Source organism: Brevundimonas sp. TSRC1-1, from assembly GCF_049898245.1.
Classification (GTDB): Bacteria; Pseudomonadota; Alphaproteobacteria; order Caulobacterales; family Caulobacteraceae; genus Brevundimonas; species Brevundimonas mediterranea_A.
In genome coordinates, this window is record NZ_JAFCXI010000003.1 from 234662 (window position 1) to 253486 (window position 18825).

The 18825-nt window shown below is 65.8% G+C and carries 21 protein-coding genes; 2 read left to right on the forward strand and 19 right to left on the reverse strand.

The genetic code is table 11. The features are described from left to right. The first annotated feature begins 448 nt into the window (after positions 1 to 448). Complete coding sequence (msrA, locus tag ACP7CK_RS11065) at positions 449 to 1087, forward strand: peptide-methionine (S)-S-oxide reductase MsrA (protein ID WP_426026027.1); 639 nt, start codon at positions 449 to 451, stop codon at positions 1085 to 1087. A gap of 30 nt (positions 1088 to 1117) precedes the next feature. On the opposite strand, the gene ACP7CK_RS11070 is transcribed toward msrA, so the two are convergent. From ACP7CK_RS11070 to ACP7CK_RS11090, 5 genes are all read right to left on the reverse strand, one after another. Continuing rightward, positions 1118 to 1822, reverse strand: a complete 705-nt coding sequence (locus ACP7CK_RS11070) for an ABC transporter ATP-binding protein (protein ID WP_426026028.1) — start codon at positions 1820 to 1822, stop codon at positions 1118 to 1120. Further along, on the reverse strand, positions 1815 to 3101 hold the full coding sequence (locus tag ACP7CK_RS11075) for a lipoprotein-releasing ABC transporter permease subunit (RefSeq protein WP_426026029.1): 1287 nt from the start codon (positions 3099 to 3101) through the stop codon (positions 1815 to 1817). Before ACP7CK_RS11075 ends, ACP7CK_RS11070 begins: the two co-directional genes overlap by 8 nt. Further along, a complete protein-coding gene (proS, locus tag ACP7CK_RS11080) occupies positions 3098 to 4414 on the reverse strand; it encodes a proline--tRNA ligase (RefSeq protein WP_426026030.1) in 1317 nt (438 codons plus the stop codon). Before proS ends, ACP7CK_RS11075 begins: the two co-directional genes overlap by 4 nt. Positions 4415 to 4576: 162 nt before the next feature. After that, positions 4577 to 5266, reverse strand: a complete 690-nt coding sequence (locus tag ACP7CK_RS11085; protein WP_426026031.1) for a hypothetical protein — start codon at positions 5264 to 5266, stop codon at positions 4577 to 4579. A gap of 220 nt (positions 5267 to 5486) precedes the next feature. Further along, positions 5487 to 5753 (reverse strand): DUF1467 family protein, encoded by a 267-nt coding sequence (locus ACP7CK_RS11090; protein WP_008259708.1) that lies wholly within the window; start codon positions 5751 to 5753, stop codon positions 5487 to 5489. Between the two features lie 76 nt (positions 5754 to 5829). On the opposite strand from ACP7CK_RS11090, the gene ACP7CK_RS11095 reads away from it, so the two are divergent. Beyond that, positions 5830 to 6183 (forward strand): 5-carboxymethyl-2-hydroxymuconate Delta-isomerase, encoded by a 354-nt coding sequence (locus ACP7CK_RS11095; protein ID WP_426026032.1) that lies wholly within the window; start codon positions 5830 to 5832, stop codon positions 6181 to 6183. 24 nt (positions 6184 to 6207) lie between these two features. Here ACP7CK_RS11095 and ACP7CK_RS11100 read toward each other — a convergent pair whose 3' ends face one another. From ACP7CK_RS11100 to nuoH, 14 genes are all read right to left on the reverse strand, one after another. Continuing rightward, on the reverse strand, positions 6208 to 6546 hold the full coding sequence (locus ACP7CK_RS11100; RefSeq protein ID WP_372705729.1) for a DUF3088 family protein: 339 nt from the start codon (positions 6544 to 6546) through the stop codon (positions 6208 to 6210). Between the two features lie 39 nt (positions 6547 to 6585). After that, positions 6586 to 7494 (reverse strand): hypothetical protein, encoded by a 909-nt coding sequence (locus tag ACP7CK_RS11105; protein WP_372705730.1) that lies wholly within the window; start codon positions 7492 to 7494, stop codon positions 6586 to 6588. 54 nt (positions 7495 to 7548) lie between these two features. Next, entirely contained in the window at positions 7549 to 9222 is a 1674-nt protein-coding gene (locus ACP7CK_RS11110) for a ribonuclease J (RefSeq protein ID WP_008262826.1), read from the reverse strand. Further along, the gene (locus ACP7CK_RS11115; protein ID WP_035309029.1) at positions 9223 to 9999 is read right to left on the reverse strand and encodes a type III pantothenate kinase; all 777 of its coding nucleotides are present in this window, start codon (positions 9997 to 9999) and stop codon (positions 9223 to 9225) included. It abuts the gene before it with no gap. Between the two features lies 1 nt (position 10000). Continuing rightward, positions 10001 to 10750 (reverse strand): biotin--[acetyl-CoA-carboxylase] ligase, encoded by a 750-nt coding sequence (locus ACP7CK_RS11120; RefSeq protein WP_008261559.1) that lies wholly within the window; start codon positions 10748 to 10750, stop codon positions 10001 to 10003. Between the two features lie 4 nt (positions 10751 to 10754). Continuing rightward, complete coding sequence (gene nuoN / locus ACP7CK_RS11125; protein WP_008260532.1) at positions 10755 to 12197, reverse strand: NADH-quinone oxidoreductase subunit NuoN; 1443 nt, start codon at positions 12195 to 12197, stop codon at positions 10755 to 10757. 8 nt (positions 12198 to 12205) lie between these two features. Next, positions 12206 to 13690 (reverse strand): NADH-quinone oxidoreductase subunit M, encoded by a 1485-nt coding sequence (locus tag ACP7CK_RS11130; protein WP_426026033.1) that lies wholly within the window; start codon positions 13688 to 13690, stop codon positions 12206 to 12208. Positions 13691 to 13694: 4 nt separating this feature from the next. After that, positions 13695 to 15788, reverse strand: a complete 2094-nt coding sequence (nuoL, locus tag ACP7CK_RS11135) for an NADH-quinone oxidoreductase subunit L (protein ID WP_426026034.1) — start codon at positions 15786 to 15788, stop codon at positions 13695 to 13697. 2 nt (positions 15789 to 15790) lie between these two features. Then, positions 15791 to 16099 (reverse strand): NADH-quinone oxidoreductase subunit NuoK, encoded by a 309-nt coding sequence (gene nuoK, locus ACP7CK_RS11140; protein WP_008264046.1) that lies wholly within the window; start codon positions 16097 to 16099, stop codon positions 15791 to 15793. Beyond that, the gene (locus ACP7CK_RS11145; RefSeq protein WP_008262516.1) at positions 16099 to 16725 is read right to left on the reverse strand and encodes an NADH-quinone oxidoreductase subunit J; all 627 of its coding nucleotides are present in this window, start codon (positions 16723 to 16725) and stop codon (positions 16099 to 16101) included. The genes nuoK and ACP7CK_RS11145 overlap by 1 nt, the downstream gene beginning before the upstream one ends. Positions 16726 to 16797: 72 nt before the next feature. Next, the gene (gene nuoI / locus ACP7CK_RS11150; RefSeq protein WP_008264332.1) at positions 16798 to 17289 is read right to left on the reverse strand and encodes an NADH-quinone oxidoreductase subunit NuoI; all 492 of its coding nucleotides are present in this window, start codon (positions 17287 to 17289) and stop codon (positions 16798 to 16800) included. Further along, complete coding sequence (locus ACP7CK_RS11155; protein WP_008262419.1) at positions 17289 to 17513, reverse strand: hypothetical protein; 225 nt, start codon at positions 17511 to 17513, stop codon at positions 17289 to 17291. The genes nuoI and ACP7CK_RS11155 overlap by 1 nt, the downstream gene beginning before the upstream one ends. Next, entirely contained in the window at positions 17510 to 17743 is a 234-nt protein-coding gene (locus ACP7CK_RS11160) for a hypothetical protein (protein ID WP_040349591.1), read from the reverse strand. The genes ACP7CK_RS11155 and ACP7CK_RS11160 overlap by 4 nt, the downstream gene beginning before the upstream one ends. Continuing rightward, entirely contained in the window at positions 17744 to 18823 is a 1080-nt protein-coding gene (gene nuoH, locus ACP7CK_RS11165; protein ID WP_372705735.1) for an NADH-quinone oxidoreductase subunit NuoH, read from the reverse strand. Between the last annotated feature and the right edge of the window lie 2 nt (positions 18824 to 18825).

The following is an 18825-nucleotide window of genomic DNA, read 5'->3' on the forward strand; positions in this document are numbered from 1 at the left end:
CGCATCATCCTGGACCGAGTCTCACATCACCGCCCGCCGGAACACCGCAAACCTTCAGCCGGGCCGCGCGATCATCGATCCGCTGTGGATAGAGGCTTCAGACCGTCACGGCGAAAAAACACAGTCCAAATAGTCTAGAATTTCTCATAAGCGATTGATTTTACACAATGCGAATTCAGACCCTGTCGGTGCGAGTCTGAAAATCAGGCGGCCGTCACGCTGATGGCCAGGGTCCAGACCATCCAGACGAAACCGCTGCACGAGGCCAGCGACAGCATATCTCTCATCAAACGCGGCATGGCGACTTATCCCCAGACATGAATGTTCTTGCCTTGTTCTATGTTCGCTCATTGTTCTCGTCAACCCCGGCCTTATCCCAAGGGGCGAGACGGTCTGAAACCATTTGCAGCGGCGCATCGTATGCCTGTGGAGAAAGGGAGATGTCCCCATGCCCAAGTCTCTGAAATTCCTGGCTGGCGCGGCGATTGCGGCCGCCCTGGTCGTCGTGACGACCGCCGCCCTGCCCCAGACCGACGGCGCCCAGGCCCAGCCCGCCCGGTCGGCGCTTCAGACGGCCGTCTTCGCCGGCGGCTGTTTCTGGTCCGAGGAAAAGGCGTTCGACGGCCTGCCGGGGGTGCGGTCCGCCGTGTCGGGCTTCGTCGGCGGCCGGACGGCCAACCCGACCTATGAGCAGGTGGTGCGCGGCGGGACCGGCCATATGGAGGCGGTCCAGGTCACGTTCGATCCCCGCGTCGTCAGCTATCGCGCCCTGGTGGACCGCTACTGGCGCACCATAGACCCGACCGATCCGAACGGGCAGTTCTGCGACCAGGGGCCGTCCTATCGCGCGGCGGTCTTCGCCACGGCGGATCAGCGGGCGGCCGCTGTGGCGTCACGGGATGCGGCCATGCGCGTTCTGGGCAAGAGCTTCACCACCCCGGTCGTCGGGGTCCAGCGGTTCTGGCCTGCGGGGCCGGAGCATCAGGACTACGCCCGCCGCAACCGCGCCCATTACGAGGCCTATCGCCAGGGCTGCCGCCGGCCCCAGCAGCTGCGCGCCATCTGGGGCGACGCCGCCGTGGGGTGACGGCGTCCGCCAGATGTCATTAGGCCTGGCTCAATAAGCCTGACTTTGGGCCGCCCGTTCTTCCAGATGGCCGTCCTTCAGGGCGAAGACGCGGTCCATGTGGCCGGCCAGCTCCATATTGTGGGTGGCGATCAGGGCGGCGACGCCCGTGGTCTTGGCGAGGTCGCGCAGGGATTCGAACACCGACTGGCTGGTGGTCGGGTCCAGGTTGCCGGTCGGTTCGTCGGCCAGCAGCAGGCGGGGCTTGTTGGCCAGGGACCGGGCGATGGCGACACGCTGCTTCTCGCCGCCGGACAGCTGGGCCGGCTGGTGGGTCAGGCGTTCGCCCAGCCCCAGGGTCGTCAGGGTCTCCTCGGCCTGACGGCGCGCCTGGGCCAGGCTCATGCCCGCGATCCGCATCGGCAGGGCGACATTGTCGCGGGCGTCGAACTCGGCCAGCAGATGGTGGAACTGATAGACGAAGCCGATGCGCGACAGGCGCAGGCGGGTGCGGGCGCGCTCGTCGAGGTCGCCCACCATTTCGCCGTCGATGGCGACGGTGCCCTCGGTCGGCTTTTCCAGCAGTCCCGCGGCGTGCAGCAGGCTGGACTTGCCCGAGCCGGAGGGGCCGATCAGCCCGACGATCTCGCCCGGCATGACGTCCAGATCCACGCCCTTCAGCACGGTCAGGCCGCCGCTGGCGGTGTCATAGGTGCGGGTCAGGCCGCGCACCGACAGGATCGGAGACCTACTCATAGCGGAGCGCCTCCACAGGATCGATGCGAGACGCCGTCCAGGACGGCGGCAGGCTGGCCAGGCAGCTCATGCTGAAGGACAGCAGGGCGACCCAGGTCACGTCCATCGGATCGACCAGGGCCGGGATGGCGTCCAGCTGATAGACGTCGGCGTTGAACAGTTGCACGCCCAGCACGGCCTCGATGGCGTGCTGGATGGCGCCGATGTTCCAGCAGAACAGCAGACCCAGGGCCAGGCCGGCCAGGGTGCCCGCCACGCCGATCATGGCGCCCGACATGAAGAAGATGCGCAGGATGGCCGACGGGCTGGCGCCCACGGTGCGCAGGATGGCGATGTCGCGCGTCTTGTTCTTCACCAGCATGACGATGCCGGAGATGATGTTCATGGCGGCGATGGCGACGACCAGGCCCAGGATGATGCTCATGGCCACCCGCTCGACCCGCAGGGCGCCGTAGAAGGCGGCCAGGCGTTCGCGCCAGTCGCTGATGACCGATCCGGGGCCGGCGGCGTCGCGGATGGCGGGGGTCAGCTCGCCGACGCGGTCGGGGTCGTCGACCTTGATCTCGATGGCGTCCCAGACCCCCTCCTTGCCGAAGAACAGCTGCTGCTGCTCCAGCGGCATGAACAGGAAGGCGCGGTCGAAGTCGGCCGTGCCCGAGCGGAACAGGCCCCCGACGAAATAGGTCTTTTCCAGCCCCCCCAGATTGCCGAAGGCGCTGTCGGCGCCGGTCGGGGAATAGAGGGTGACGGGGTCGCCGACCCGCAGGCCCAGGGAGTTGGCCAGGGCCGCGCCCATCAGGATGCGGTCGCCGCCGTATGCGCCCTTGCCGAAGTCGGCGCGTTCCTTGGGCGTCAGGCTGTCGAAGACGTATTTGGTGGTGGCCAGGTCCTGGGGCCGCACGCCGCGCACCATGGCGCCCGTGGTGAAGTTGCCGACCCGGACCAGGCTCTGGCTCTCGTTCAGCGGGGTGACGCTGACCACGCCGGGCACGGCGGCGATCCGCTTCAGGGCGGCGTCGCGATCTTCAGACGTCAGCACCGGCCCCTGGACGTACATATGGCCGTTGAACGACAGCATTCGGCCCAGCAGTTCCGAGCGGAAGCCGGCCATGATGCTCATGACGCTGATCAGCACCGCGACGGCCAGCATGATGCCGATGAAGCTGATCACCGCGATGGTCGCCACCCCGCCCTCCTTGCGCTTGGCGCGCAGGTAGCGGAGGGCCAGGCCGATCTCCCACGAGGAGAAGGCGCCGGAAGGACGGGACGGCAGGTTCAAGCAGTCAACCTTTCGATGGCTTCAGCCAGGGGCACGGACACCTTCTCGCCGGTGGCGCGGCGCTTCAGCTCGACCACGCCGTCGGCCAGCCCCTTGGGACCGATGGTCAGCTGCCACGGCACGCCGATCAGATCGGCGGTGGCGAACTTGCCGCCCGGCCGTTCGTCGGTGTCGTCGTACAGCACGTCCTTGCCGAGTTTTTCCAGCTGGGCGACCGCGTCCTCGCAGGCGGCGGAGACGGCGGCGTCATTGGCGCGCAGATTGATCACGACCACGTCGAACGGGGCCACGGCGTCGGGCCAGATGATGCCGCCCTCGTCGTGGCTGGCCTCGATGATGGCGCCCAGCAGGCGCGATACGCCGACGCCGTAGCTGCCCATGTGGACATTGGCGTCCTGGCCGTCCGGCCCGGCGACCTTGGCCTTCATCGGCGCCGAATATTTCTCGCCGAAATAGAAGATGTGGCCGACCTCGATGCCGCGCGCCGACAGGCGGTCGCCCTCGGCGGTCTCGGCCTCGAACCGGGCTTCGTCGTGCATTTCCTCGGTGGCGGCGTAGAGCGCAGTTCGTTGATCAACGATTGACTGAAGATCGTCCCAGTCCACATCCGCCCCAGGCGCCGGCATCTCGACCAGGGCCTTGTCGCAGAAGACCGCGCTCTCGCCCGTTTCGGCCAGGACGATGAACTCATGGCTCAGGTCGCCGCCGATCGGGCCGGTGTCGGCGCGCATCGGCACGGCCTTCAGGCCCATGCGGGCGAAGGTGTTCAGATAGGCCACGAACATGCGGTTATAGGCCTTGCGGGCCGAGGCCTCGTCCACGTCGAAGGAATAGGCGTCCTTCATCAGGAACTCGCGACCGCGCATGACGCCGAACCGCGGGCGGCGCTCGTCGCGGAACTTCCACTGGATATGAAACAGGTTCAGCGGCAGCGACTTGTAGGACTTCACATAGGCCCGGAAGATGTCGGTGATCATCTCCTCATTGGTCGGTCCGTACAGCAACTCGCGCTCGTGCCGGTCGGTGATGCGCAGCATCTCGGGGCCGTAGGCGTCGTAGCGGCCGCTTTCGCGCCACAGGTCGGCCAGTTGCAGGGTCGGCATCAGCAGCTCGACCGCGCCCGCCCTCACCTGCTCCTCACGGACGATCTGCTCGATCTTGCGCAGCACCCGCAGACCCAGCGGCAGCCAGGCGTAGATGCCGGCGGCCTCCTGCTTGATCATGCCGGCGCGCAGCATCAGCTGGTGCGAGACAATCTGGGCGTCCGAAGGGGCTTCCTTCAGCGTGGGCAGGAAAAAGCGCGACAGGCGCATGATGGGGAATCCTAGGCGTAGAGACAGACCAAGGCTTTAGCCGCTGGACCGGGGCGAAAGCTAGGCCGGGATGGGGATATTCGCGCCGGCGTTTCCGCTCTTAGGCCGTCATCCTGGGCTCGCGCGGGTCCAGCGCCGGTTAACGCACGCGCTTACCCCGGCCTATTGCCGAGCGAGGTAAGCCTTGGCGTCCTCGGACAGATCGACCCGCACAGCCGACCTGCGGTCCGCCGTGTCAAACCTGTCGTTGAAAGACTGGGTCCAAACTTTCACAGCGTCCTTATCGCTCTTGTCCATCTTCTGAAACTGCTCGCTGGTCTCGATCAGCATGCTGAGCGCAGCGCTGGCCTTGCCAGTGGGTTTGCCGTCGATGCCCAGCTCCCCGCTCTCGCGAGCTGCCTCGATCTGCTTGTGCATCTTAATTTGAGCTTCTGTGTTTGCACGCCAATCTTCAGGCGTTGAACTGCCCGCAGACGCAAACATAACCTTGTCCTCGTCGGAAAGCTGATCGAAGGCTTTTAATCGGGCCTGGAACCTCTCGGACGACTTTTGAACCTCATCGCCTGAACGCGGGCTGAGGCTCTCATTTATACTGTTGTAGAGCGCATTGCTCTTGACGACGAAAGAGGACGAGCTGAGGCCACGATCAACATATTCTCTCGTCGCTTGGCTTGCGCTGCCGAGACTTAGCCAAGTCTTGCGGATTTCAGTCAGTGCGGCAGCCTTACTGGCCCCACTGACCGAGCCGCTATCGTCGTTGAGAAGATCTACGAGGGATTTGAAGTTCACATCGACGGCGCCTCGATTGATGGCGACCGGACGAACAACTGAGACGTCTGCGACGGAAGACATGGTTAGACCTCAGAACGCCATCAAATGGCTTACCATGCGGAACCACTCCACAATCCATCGTTGCAACACAACGGTTAAGATGCAGTAACAAAGCCTCGTGCTTTTCGCCGTCTCGCTAGATTGGCGAAAGAATCGCACTGAGTTGTCGTCCAGATTGCGTTTCAGCGTCCGGCCAGGCCTTCAAATCCATTAATCACCAACAAGCTACGGATCGCCTGTTTTAGACCGCCGGCGCGCGCGAGAAGTCCGGCAGGGGCAGCCAGCCGGTGAAGATCAGCACCATGACGAAGACCCAAACCAGGGCCGCGACCCAGGTGGTGGTGATGAATTTGCGCTTCAGGTTCGGCGTCGTCGGCGCACCCCATTGGGCGCCGTCCGTCGGCGGCTCGTGGGTCTCGCGCGAGGTTCCCAGCGGCAGCACGCCGAACAACACCGTCCACCAGACGATGATGTAGATGCCGAACATGGTGATGGGGCCGATGGGCATGGGACCTCCTGTCCGGGCTTTGGCGCCCGGCTGAAACCGGTCTAGAGGATCGGCCTCCTCTGGACGAGTCCCCGACATGCCGCAGATCACCCTGGAATACACCCGCCACCTGGCCGACACCGACTGGACCCCGGTCGCCCTGGAGATCCATCAGGCCGCCGTCGAAATCGCCGGCGCCGCCCTGTCGGCCTGCAAGACCCGGCTGATCGCCCTGGATCACGTCGTCATCGCCAGTGATGCGCCCGAGACCGCCATGTTGGCCTGTCGCATCGGCCTGATGCTGGGCCGGACGCCGGAGCAGAAGATCGCGCTGAGCGAAAAGGTGCTGGAGATCCTGACCGCCGCCCTGGCTCGCACGGCCGGCAAGGTCGAGGTGTCGGCCGAGGTGTTCGAACTGAACGAAACCTATCGCAAGGCCACGCTCAGCTGACACGACATCGCGGTCGGTCGCGCCTCAGGGATGCGGCCGACCGACGCCGTAGCGCGCCGCGAGATAGGGGGCGATGGCGTGATCCTGCAGGAAGCGACGCCCCGTCGTTTCGCTGACCTGAGCCTCGGGCCAGTCCAGTTCGCCGTCGAGGATCAGGATAGGGCAGCTCTGATGCGCCTCGCCGACCTCGGCGATGACCGGCGGGCGCGGCCGGGGGTGGTCCAGATAGACCACCTCAAGCGCGTTCCGCAGCTGGGGGTAGAAGGCCAGCACGCCCTCCACATAGGCGCCGGCCGGGCAGAACCAGGGACCGCCCTGGTCGTCATGCCAGTCGGGATTCAGCAGGAAGAGTCGTTCGGTCATGGGCGGGATATAGCGGACCTCCGCCGGATTCCGCGAGGTCTATTCGCAGGCTGCGCCGAAGCCCGGCGCGCGCAACGCCAACAGGATGGACGACCGCTGCGCCTGGGTGATGGAGCCTGACCGTTCCAGCACGCAGCCGACGGCGGTGTTCGAGTTCGGGGCCAGCAGGCCGTAGGTCAGGCCCTCGGCCTCCAGTCGGGCCTGGGCGCCCTTCAGGGCCTCGACCGCCTCGGCGACGCGGGCCGGGTCTCTGGTGATCCGCGTCATCTCGTGCAGGGCCTCGCCCGAACTGGGGAAGTCATAGGCGTCGGGCGTATAGGGGGCGATCTCGGCCGAGAGACGGTCGGGGTGATCCGTGACGCCGAACTTGGCGTTCTGGCTGGCGGAAAAAGCGATGGCCGGTCCCGTCTGCGGCACGACCAGAATATAGGCATGGCGCGGAAACAGCAGATAGTGGCCCATGTATTTGGTCACGGGCACCAGCGGCAGGCGGTCCGGCCCCAGGGCGTGCGCGCCGACATAGACGCCGGACGGCAGGCTGCGGGCGTCGATCCGTCCGTTCAGCGTCAGGATCCGGTCCACCATCACATGATCCAGCAGGAAGACCCCGTCCTCGGCCTCTCGCTCCAGATAGGCGTGGATGGCGGCGGTGTCGGGCGCGGGGCCGAGGTCGCGGCCATAGACGGTCGGAAAGGCGGTCGGCGACATCGGCTGTCCGTCCGGCGGACTGAACCACAGGACGCGCAGTTCGTGGACGGTGCGCGACAGCGGCTCGTCGCCGCGAAAGGTCGAAAGGCTGAGCGCCAGGTTCACTGCGGCGAACAGGGCGACGAAGCCAGCCGTCCCCTGCCCTGCGATCACAGCCCAGCGGCGCCAGCCGCGCAACGGATGACGGGCGTGGCGCACCCGTTCCAGCAGACGGCGGCCGCGCGTGGGCTTGTCTGACATGAGTTTCCCCAACCGTTCAGGCGCAAGAAATGCGCCTGAACGGTCAAGGTTGCATCAGACCCGCAGGACGACCGTCTCGACGATCGGACGGCGATCCCAGATCTGCTGGCTGGCCTTCTTCAGCACGCGGGCGACAGCCTGTTCGATGACCATTTCGTCGTCCAGGGCGTCGCCCTTCAGGCTCTTGATCACCTGTTCGACGCGCTCGGCCAGATTGTCCAGGGCGTCGCCCAGCGGCGTGGCGGTGTCGCCGGGCAGGCCGACGCTGCGGATGTCGATGTCGCTGGCGATGCGGCCGCGCTTGTCCAGGGCGAAGCTGACGATCAGCACGCCATTGGTCGAGGCGTGGCGGCGTTCCTTCAGGGCCTCGCCCTGTTCGGTCACCAGCATGCCGCCGTCGACGTACAGGCGGCCGTTCGGCACCTCGTCGATGATCTTGGCCGGTCCGGGGGCCAGGCGAACCATGTCGCCGTTGCGCGGCGTCACGGTTTCCTTGACGCCGATGTCCTTGGCCAGATTGGCGTGTTCCAGCAGGAAGCGGCGCACGCCGTGGGTGGGCACCGCGATCTGCGGCCGCACCCATTCGTACATCTGCTTCAGCTCGTCACGGCACGGGTGGCCCGAGACGTGGATGCCGGGATGATCCTTCTCGGTGTAGAGGCGCACGCCCCGGTCCGCGAGGCGGTCCTGCAGATTGCCGATGGCCAGTTCGTTGCCGGGGATCTGGCGCGACGAGAAGATGCAGTGGTCGCCCAGGCCCAGTTTGACGACCGGGTGGGTGCCGTCGGCGACGCGCGACAGGGCCGCCCTCGCCTCGCCCTGGCTGCCGGTGCACAGGTACAGGATCTGGTCGGCCGGCCAGACGCGGGCCTCCTCGTCCGACAGGAAGGGCTTCACGTCCTGCAGCATGCCGACGTGCTTGGCCGCGGCCGTGATCCGGTGCATCGAGCGACCGGCCAGGGACACGCGACGCCCGCAGGCCTCGGCGGCGCGGATGACGCTGTCCATCCGGGCGACGTTCGAGGCGAAACAGCCCACCGCGACCCGGCCCTTGAGGCTGGAGATCAGCTTGGTGATCGCCACGGCCACATCGCCCTCGGACCCGGCGACGCCCGGCACGAAGACATTGGTCGAATCGCAGACCATGGCCAGCACGCCCTCGTCGCCCATGGCGCGAATGGCGGGGGCGTCGGTCTTCTCGCCGATGATCGGCTGGTCGTCGATCTTCCAGTCGCCGGTGTGGAACACCACGCCCAGGGGGGTGTCGATGGCCAGGCCGCTCGGCTCGGCGATCGAATGGCTCATGTTGACGAAGGTCACGCCGAACGAGCCGATGTCGACCGTGCCGCCCAGCGGCACCTCGATCAACTGCACCTCGTCCAGGATGCCGCGCTCGCGCAGCTTGTCCCGGATCAGATAGGCGGTGAAGGGGGTGGCGTAGATCGGCGCCTTGATGCGCGGCCACAGCCAGCCCAGGGCGCCGATATGGTCTTCGTGCGCATGGGTCAGGACGATGCCCTTGATCGTCTCGCCTTCCAGATAGGAAGGATCGGGCACGATCACGTCCACGCCGGGCGTCGACAGGTCGCCGAAGGTGACGCCGACATCGACGATCAGCCATTCACGATCAGCCTCTGGCCCGAAGCCATAGGCGTTGAGGTTCATACCGACCTCGTCCGAGCCGCCCAGCGGCAGGAAAACGAGTTCGTCTTGGTTTTGCTTTTTCATTCAGTCAGTCATTTGGGCGTTACGACGCCAGATTTCCAGGAGGCCGCGAATAGTCAGGTCGGGATCGAAGTGATCGATGCTGTCGGTCGCGCCTTCGAACAGGCTGGCGACGCCGCCGGTGCCGATGACGGTCATGGGCCGCGCCCATTCCGCCTTGATGCGCGCGACCAAGCCTTCGATCAATGAAATATAGCCCCAGAAGACGCCGGACTGCATGGCCTCGACCGTGCCCTTGCCGATGACGTGGTCGGGGCGCTGGATGGCGATGCGCGGCAATTTGGCCGCCGCCTCGTGCAGGGCCTGGAGCGACAGATTGATGCCGGGAGCGATCAGGCCGCCTTCGAAGGCGCCGTCGTCGGCGACGATGTCGAAGGTGGTGGCCGTGCCGCTGTCGATGACGATCAGGTCGCCCGGATAGACCAGCTTGGCCCCGATGGCGTTGACCAGGCGGTCGGCGCCGGCCTCGCTGGGCTTGGCGATCCGCACCTCTATGCCCAGTTGGGCGTTCTCGCCGATCACCAGGGGTTCGATGTTCAGATAGCGGCGCGACAGATTGCGCAGGTTGAAGATCGACTGGGGCACGACGCTGGAAATGATGCAGCCGGTCAGGGCGGCGAACTCCAGCCCCTTCATGACCATCAGCTGGTTCAGCCAGACGGCGTATTCGTCGGCGGTGCGGCTGGCCTCGGTGGCGGCGCGCCACTGGGCGATCCAGTCCGAGCCGTCGTGGACGGCGAACAGCGTATTGGTGTTGCCCTGTTCTATGGCGAGCAGCATGTCAGGCGGCCTTGCCGAAGAAGACGTCGCCTGCGGAAATCAATCGCACGGAGCCGTCGGCCAGACGCAGGCGCAAGGCCCCGTCAGGCTCCACACCCTCGGCCAGGCCCTCGATCGTTTCGTTGTCCAGACGCGCGGTGCACGGGCCGTTCAGCCCGGTCAGACGGCTGGTCCAGGCGTCCAGAACCGGCTCGAAGCCCATCGTCTGCCAGCGCCCCCACCAGACGGCGAAGGTCTCGGCCAGGATCTCGGCGGCGGCTTCGACCGGCGGGGCGAAGGCGAGGTCCTCGCGCAGTCTTTCCGCAATCGCCGCCGAAGCCTTCTCGGTTCCCTCGGGCGCATGGGCCAGGTTGACGCCGATGCCGACGGCCAGCCAGAGCCCGCCGGACGCATGCGCGCCGCTTTCAACCAGGATGCCGCACGCCTTGCGGCCGTCCAGCAGGACGTCGTTCGGCCATTTGATCGAGACCAGGGCCGGCGAGACGAAGACGTCCAGCAGGTCGGCGACGGCCAGGGCGGCGATGAAGGTCGCCTGAGCGGCCTCGCGCGGCGACGCATGAACCCGGATCAGCAAGGTCGCGGCCAGATTTCCGGGCTTGTCCACCCAGCTTCGGCCGCGCCGGCCACGCCCCGCCGTCTGGCGGCGCGCGATGATCCACTTCGGGCCGACCTCGCCCGCCTCCGCCAGCCGCCGGGCTTCCGACAGCGTCGAGTCGATCTCGTCGAGGATGACCAGAGGGGCGGGCGTCAACGCCCTAACCGTTCCCGAAGCCGGCGCTCGCAACCTTGGTCAGCGGCTCCAGCCAGGTCAGACCGACAATCACCAGCGGGAAGGCGAAGGCGGCGCAGGCCCAGCCGATGATGCTGGTCTCCGGCGAGGACTTGTCCATCTGGATGTCGTCGACGGGTGCGTCGAACCACATCAGCTTGATGATGCGCAGATAATAGAAGGCGGCGACGACCGAGGCGACCAGACCGGCCGCAGCCACCGGCCACAGGCCGGCGTCGGCGGCGGCGCCGAAGACATAATACTTGCCCCAGAAGCCCGAGAACGGCGGCATGCCCAGGACCGACAGCGACAGGACGGTCAGGGCCACGGCCGTGACCGGACGATCCTTCTTCAGACCCGCCAGATCGGCGATGCGACGGATCGGCCGGCCCGACTTGGACAGGCTGAGCAGGATGGCGAAGAAGCCCAGCTGGTCGATGACATACAGGGTCATGAACATCAGCATGGCCTGCAGGCCTTCGCTGGTGCCGGCGGCGATGCCCAGCAGGGCGTAGCCGATGTTGGCGATCGACGAATAGGCCAGCAGGCGCTGGACGTCCTTCTGCACCAGGCCGCCGAAGGCGCCGACGACGAAGCTGATCAGGGAAATGGCGACCAGGACCTGCGACCACTGGGCGTGGGCCTCGCTGAAGCCGCCCTCCAGGGCGCGGGCGATCAGGACCATGGCGGCGACCTTGGGCGCCGTGGCGAACAGGGCCACGACCGGGGTCGGGGCGCCTTCGTACACGTCGGGCGTCCACATGTGGAAGGGCGCGGCCGAGACCTTGAACGCCAGACCGCAGATCAGGAAGACCAGACCGAACACCAGGCCGGGGCTGGGGTGATCGACGGCAAAGGCGGCGATGTCCTCGAACCGCATCGAACCGGCGAAGCCGTAGATCAGACTGGAGCCGTACAGCAGCAGGCCCGACGACAGGGCGCCGAGGACGAAATACTTCAGGCCCGCTTCCGACGCCTTGACGTCGTCGCGGTGGAAGGCGGCCAGGACGTACAGGGCCAGCGAATGCAGCTCGATGCCGACATACATGGAAATCAGGTCGCCCGAGGACGCCATCATCCCCATGCCGACCGAGGCCAGCACGATCAGGACCGGATATTCGAACTTGGCGATGTGGGTCCGTTTCATCCAGCCGTCGCCCAGGACGATGGCCACGGCGGCGGACAGATAGATGACGCTCTTGCCGTAGATGGCCAGCGGATCGGCCACATAGGCGCCGTTGAAGGCGACGCCCCACGGTCCCATGAAGGCGAGGACGGCGGCGGCGATCAGCAGCAGGACCGACAGGATGGACACCAGCCGGGCGCTCTTGTCGCCGATGAAGGCGCCGACCATCAGCAGGACCAGGGCGCCGACCGCGAGGGTCAGCTCCGAGGCGGCGAGGTGCAGGGCGGAGGACAGATCAGGCATGCTTGGTCTCACCCGCCGATCGCGACGCGATAGGCATTGGTCAGGGCCTCGACGGCGGGCCCGGTGTAATCGAGGACGGCGGCCGGATGGACGCCCAGCCACAGGGTGCCGAGGATCAGCGGCACGAACAGCAGCAGCTCACGCTTGTCGATGTCGGCGATGGTCATCAGCTTCGGATTGGTGATCTCGCCGAACATGACCGCCCGATACAGGGTCAGGGCATAGACGGCCGAGAAGATGACGCCCGAGGCCGCAACCAGGGCCGCCCAGGTCGAGGCCTGATAGGCGCCCGTCATGGTCAGGACTTCGCCGATGAAGCCCGAGGTGCCCGGCAGGCCGACGTTGGCCATGGTGAACATCAGGAAGATGGCGGCGAACCAGGGCATGCGCGAGGTCAGGCCGCCGTAGAAGGCGATCTCACGCGTATGCATCCGATCGTAGACGACGCCGACGCACAGGAACAGCGCGCCCGAGATCAGACCGTGGCTGATCATCTGGAACACCGCGCCCTGCATGCCCTGATAGTTGCCCGAGAAGATGCCCAGGGTGACGAAGCCCATGTGGGCGATCGACGAATAGGCGATCAGCTTCTTCATGTCCGTCTGACGCCAGGCGACCAGCGAGGTATAGACGATGGCGATGACCGACAGGGTGAAGACCAGCGGGCGGAACATCTCGGACGCAACCGGGAACATCGGCACGTTGAACAGGATGAAGCCGTAACCGCCCAGCTTCAGCAGGATGCCGGCCAGGATGACCGAACCCGCCGTCGGCGCCTGAACGTGGGCGTCGGGCAGCCAGGTGTGGACCGGCCACATCGGCATCTTCACCGCGAAGGAGGCGAAGAAGGCCAGCCACAACAGGGGCTGAACGGCCGGGTCGAAGGCGTATTGCTTCAGCTCGGGAATGCTGGTGGTGCCGGCGGTGTGCGACATCCACAGCATGGCCAGCAGCATCAGCACCGACCCCAGCAGGGTGTAGAGGAAGAACTTGTAGGCGGCGTAGATGCGGTTGACGCCGCCCCAGATGCCGATGATCAGGAACATCGGCACCAGGGTGCCTTCGAAGAAGATGTAGAAGAGATACAGGTCCAGCGCCGTGAAGACGCCGATGACCAGGGTCTCCAGCACCAGGAAGGCGATCATATATTCGACGACGCGCGTCTCGACCGACTTCCAGCTGGCCAGGATGCAGATCGGCATCAGGAAGGCGGTCAGCAGGACGAACAGGATCGAGATCCCGTCGACGCCCAGATGATAGCTGGCCCCGGCGAACCAGGGGACCATTTCAACGAACTGATATCCGGGGTTCGACGGATCGAAACCGGCGACCAGCACGACCGAGACCGCCAGCACGACCAGGGTCGTGATCAGGGCGATCCAGCGCGCGGCCGGAGCGGCGGCGTCCTGGGACTTGGACGCCAGCCGGGCGAGGAAGATCGCCAGGGCGCCGGCCAGCGGCAGGAATGTAACGAGGCTCAGGATGTAGGGCACGGGCTCAGGCTCCCCACGCGAGGATGGCGAAGGTGAGCAGACCGGCCACCCCGAGCAGCATCACGAAGGCATAATGATAGACGAAGCCGGACTGGAGCTTGCCCAGTCGTGCGGCGGATTTCAGCGACGCCCAGGCGGCGCCGTTCGGGCCGAGGCCGTCGATGATCTTCACGTCGACGATCTTCCAGAAGACGTCGCCCACGGCCTTGAAGCCGCGCACGAAGACGAAGTCGTACAACTCGTCGAAATACCACTTGTTGTACAGGAAGTTGTACAGGAACCCGCCCCGCTCGGCCATGCGACGGCCCATGCCTTCGCGGGCGACATAGATCCAGTAGGCGAAGGCCGTACCGGTCAGGGTCAGGATCAGCGGCGACCACTTCACCCAGGTCGGGACGTCGTGGCTTTCGTGAAGCACATGGTTGTGCTCGCCGGTGAAGATGGCCCCGCGCCAGAACTCATGCTCGTGATGGCCGATGAAGTGTGGCACGAACATGAAGCCCGCGGCGACGGCGCCGACCGACAGCAGGATCAGCGGAACCAGCATGACCCAGGGGCTCTCGTGCGGTTGCAGCGGGCCGTGATGGCCATGATCGTCATGCGGATGGTCGTCATGGGCGTGCGCATCGGAGACCGGCTCGGAATGGGTTTCCAGCTGGGCGTGCGAGGCGTGATCGTCGGCATGATGGGCGTCGCCCTCTTCCTTCCACACCGGCTTGTTGTGGAAGGTCATGAAGATCAGGCGCCAGGAGTAATAGGCCGTCAGACCGGCCGCGATCAGACCGATGGAGAAGGCGAACATGCCGACCGCCGAATGGCCCGAGGCCGCCGAGGCGAAGGCGCTCTCGATGATCGAGTCCTTCGAATAGAAGCCCGCGAAGCCGCCGACGCCGGGAATGCCCAGGCCTGTGATGGCGATGGTGCCGATGGTCATGACGGCATAGGTGATCGGCAGCAGCTTCCACAGCCCGCCCATCTTCCGCATGTCCTGCTCGTGGTGCATGCCGTGGATCACCGAACCGGCGCCCAGGAACAGCAGGGCCTTGAAGAAGGCGTGGGTGAACAGGTGGAACATGGCCGCCTGATAGGCGCCGACGCCCGCCGCGAAGAACATGTAGCCCAGTTGCGAACAGGTCGAATAGGCGATGACCCGCTTGATGTCGTTCTGGGTCAGGCCGACCGTGGCGGCGAACAGGGCCGTGATCGCGCCGATGATGGCGATGATCTGCGACGCGCCGGGCGCATACTCATAGATGGGCGACAGCAGGCAGACCATATAGACGCCGGCGGTCACCATGGTGGCGGCGTGGATCAGGGCCGAAACCGGGGTCGGGCCCTCCATCGCGTCCGGCAGCCAGGTGTGCAGGAAGAACTGGGCCGACTTGCCCATCGCGCCGATGAACAGCAGGAAGCCGGCGAGGTCGAGCGCGGACCACTGGACGCCCAGGAACTCCCAGGTCGTGCCCGCCTTGGTCGCGACCAGCGGGAACAGCTCGGCGAACTCGATCGTGCCGTACATCCAGAAGATGGTGATGATGCCCAGCACGAAGCCGAAGTCGCCGACGCGGTTGACGACGAAGGCCTTGATGGCGGCGGCGCTGGCGGTCGGCTTCTTGAACCAGAAACCGATCAGCAGATACGAGGCCAGACCCACGCCTTCCCAGCCGAAGAACAGCTGCATGAAGTCGGCGGCCGTCACCAGCGCCAGCATCATGAAGGTGAACAGGGACAGATAGGCGAAGAAGCGCGGCCGGCTGTCGTCCTCGGCCATATAGCCCCAGGAATACAGGTGGACCAGCGACGAGACGCTGGTGACCACGATCAGCATGGTCGCCGACAGGGCGTCGATGCGGATCGACCAGGACGACTGGAAGTCGCCCACATTGATGAAGGGCGCCAGGCGGATTGTGAAGGGCTCCAGATGGCCCCAGGTCCACTGGCCGAACACCGTCCAGGCGACGGCGCACGAGAAGAACAGCAGACCGGTCGTGAGGGTCTGCGACGGGATGTCGCCGATGCGGCGGCCGAACAGGCCGGCGACGGTCGCGCCCAGCAGCGGGGCGAAGATCCCGAGAATGATCAGGGTGTGGAGGTTCACGCTCAGCCCTTCATCACGGAGGCGTCGTCGACGGCGATGTCGCCGCGGTTACGGAAGAAGGTCACCAGGATGGCCAGGCCGACGGCGGCCTCGGCCGCGGCGACGGTCAGGACGAACATCGCCATGATCTGCCCGCTGATGTCGTTCAGATAGGTCGAGAAGGCGACGAAGTTGATGTTCACGGCCAGCAGGATCAGCTCGATCGACATCAGGATGATGATGACGTTCTTGCGGTTCACGAAGATGCCGAAGACCCCGATGGTGAACAGGATCGCCGCCACGCTGAGATAATGGATGAGACCGATGTCCATCAGAGAAGCTCCTCGGGCGAGACGCCCTGCCCGGTCTGGACCGATTTGACCTCCATCGCCTTGGCGGCGGAGCGGTTGACCTGGTCGGTGATGTTCTGGCGCTTGATATGCGGCTTGTGGCGCAGGGTCAGGGTGATGGCCCCGATCATGGCGATCAGCAGCACGATCCCGGCCGCCTGGAAGAAGTAGATATAGTCGGTGTAGAGCACCCGGCCGATGGCCTCGACATTGCTCATGTCGGGATCGGGCGCGCCGGGCCCGGCCAGACCGGCGGTCGCCCCGCCCTGGATGACGGCGCTGGACACCAGGATCATCTCGGCCAGCAGAACGGCGGCGATGACGGCCCCGATGGGCAGGTATCGGGCGTAGCCCTCGCGCAGCTTCAGGAAGTCGACGTCCAGCATCATGACGACGAACAGGAACAGCACGGCGACCGCGCCGACGTAGACGACGACCAGCAGCATGGCCAGGAACTCGGCCCCCAGCAGGACGAACAGACCCGCCGCCGAGAAGAAGGCGAGGATCAACCACAGCACGCTGTGCACCGGATTGCGCGCGGTCACGACCAGAAGGCCGGACACCACGGCGGTCGCCGCCAGCAGATAGAAGGCTATGCCTTGCAGCATGTCGGGACGAAGCCCCTTTCGTAGCGGCCGCGACCCCCGTTTGGGAATCGCCGACCCGTTAGCGTGAGCGCCTTAGCGGTAAGGCGCGTCGAGTTCCAGATTCTTGGCGATCTGCCGTTCCCAGCGATCCCCGTTGTCGAGCAGTCGGGCCTTGTCGAACAGCAGCTCCTCGCGCGTTTCGACGGCGTATTCGGAGTTCGGCCCCTCGACGATGGCGTCCACCGGGCAGGCCTCCTGGCACAGGCCGCAGTAGATGCACTTGACCATGTCGATGTCGTAGCGGGTCGTGCGGCGGCTGCCGTCGGCGCGCGGTTCGGCCTCGATGGTGATGGCCTGGGCGGGGCAGATGGCCTCGCACAGCTTGCAGGCGATGCAGCGTTCCTCGCCGCTCGGATAACGGCGCAGGGCGTGCTCGCCGCGGAAGCGCGGCGACTGCGGGTTCCGCTCGAACGGATAGTTCACGGTCGCCTTGGGGCGGGCCATGTACTTCAGGGTCAGGCCGATGGCGCCGATGGCGTCGAGCATCATCGCGCCCTTGGCGGCCTGGGCGATACGAGTGAACATCAGAAGCGATCCTCTGGCGCCGGGGCGCCGTTGGTTGAAGTCTGGGCGGGGGCGGCCGGGGCCGCTCCCTGAGTCTGGCCTTTGGCCTGGCCGTCGCGCCATTCACGCTCGATGCGCTCCTGGCGGCGTTCCCATTGATAGCCGGACTCGGGCATGCGCGTATCGGGCGCACAAGCCGTCGTCAGGGGTGCGAACGCCAGCAGCATGAGGCTCAGACGGTTCATGCCCCGCCTCCCCGCAGCACGTCCTTGCAGTCCATATCCTTATAGCGCGGATCGTCCCGGTTCATCATCCGGCACAGGTTGACCCGTTCGCCGCCGCGGCGCGCGTCATCCTCGCGCCGCTCCAGGGACGCGGCCGGATCGGTCGGCGCCGGAGCGGCGATGGGCGCGAATGTGCAGGCGGCGAGGCCCCACGACGCGACCAGGGCCAGGATGACGGTGCGTGGGCTCATCTACGCACCCACCGCGAAGACGCGCCAGGCGGCGGTGATGACTACGGCCACCAGCGACGCGGGCAGGAAGATCTTCCAGCCCAGGCGCATCAGCTGGTCGTAGCGGTAGCGGGGCACGAAGGCCTTCACCAGGGCGATGGCCAGGAACCAGAACACCGTCTTGGTGAGGAAGGTGAGCAGATAGATCGTATAGGCGATCCAGGCCGGCAGGCCGTCCAGCGTCTCCTGCGACAGGAAGCCGGGGTTCCAGCCGCCGAAGAACAGGATGCTGATCATCGCCGACATGAAGACGATGTTGACGTACTCGCCCATCATGAACAGCAGATAGGTCGTCGAGCTGTATTCGACCTGATAGCCGGCCACCAGTTCGGACTCGGCTTCAGGCAGGTCGAACGGCGGACGGTTGGTTTCCGCCAGGGCCGAGACGAAGAAGACGATCGACATCGGGAACAGGACCACGATCAGGGGCCAGGTGCCCTGCCCGCCGCCGAAGGCGTACCAGTTCCAGAAATAGCCGCTCTGGCCCTCGACGATCTGCGACAGGTTCATCGTGCCGGCCAGCAGGATCACATTGATGATGATCAGGCCCAGCGAGACTTCATAGGACACCATCTGCGCCGCCGAACGCAGCGAACCCAGGAACGGATACTTCGAGTTCGAAGCCCAGCCGCCCATGATGATGCCGTACACGCCCAGCGACGAGACGGCGAAGATGTACAGGATGCCGACGTTCAGGTCCGACACCACCCAGCCCGGCGCGAACGGGATCACCGCCCAGGCCATGAAGGCCAGGACCACGGTGATGATCGGCGCCAGGATGAAGACCGCCTTGTCGGCGCCGGAGGGGATGACCACCTCCTTGAGCACGAACTTGATCATGTCCGCGAAGGACTGAAGCAGGCCGAAGGGGCCGACGACGTTCGGCCCCTTGCGCATCTGCACCGAAGCCCAGACCTTGCGGTCGGCCAGCAGCAGGAAGGCGACGGCGATCAGCACGCCGACCGTGATCAGCAGAATCTGACCGACGGTGATCAGCGTCCAGCCGCCCGGCGTGGCCCAAAAGGAAGTAGCAGCGTCCATGA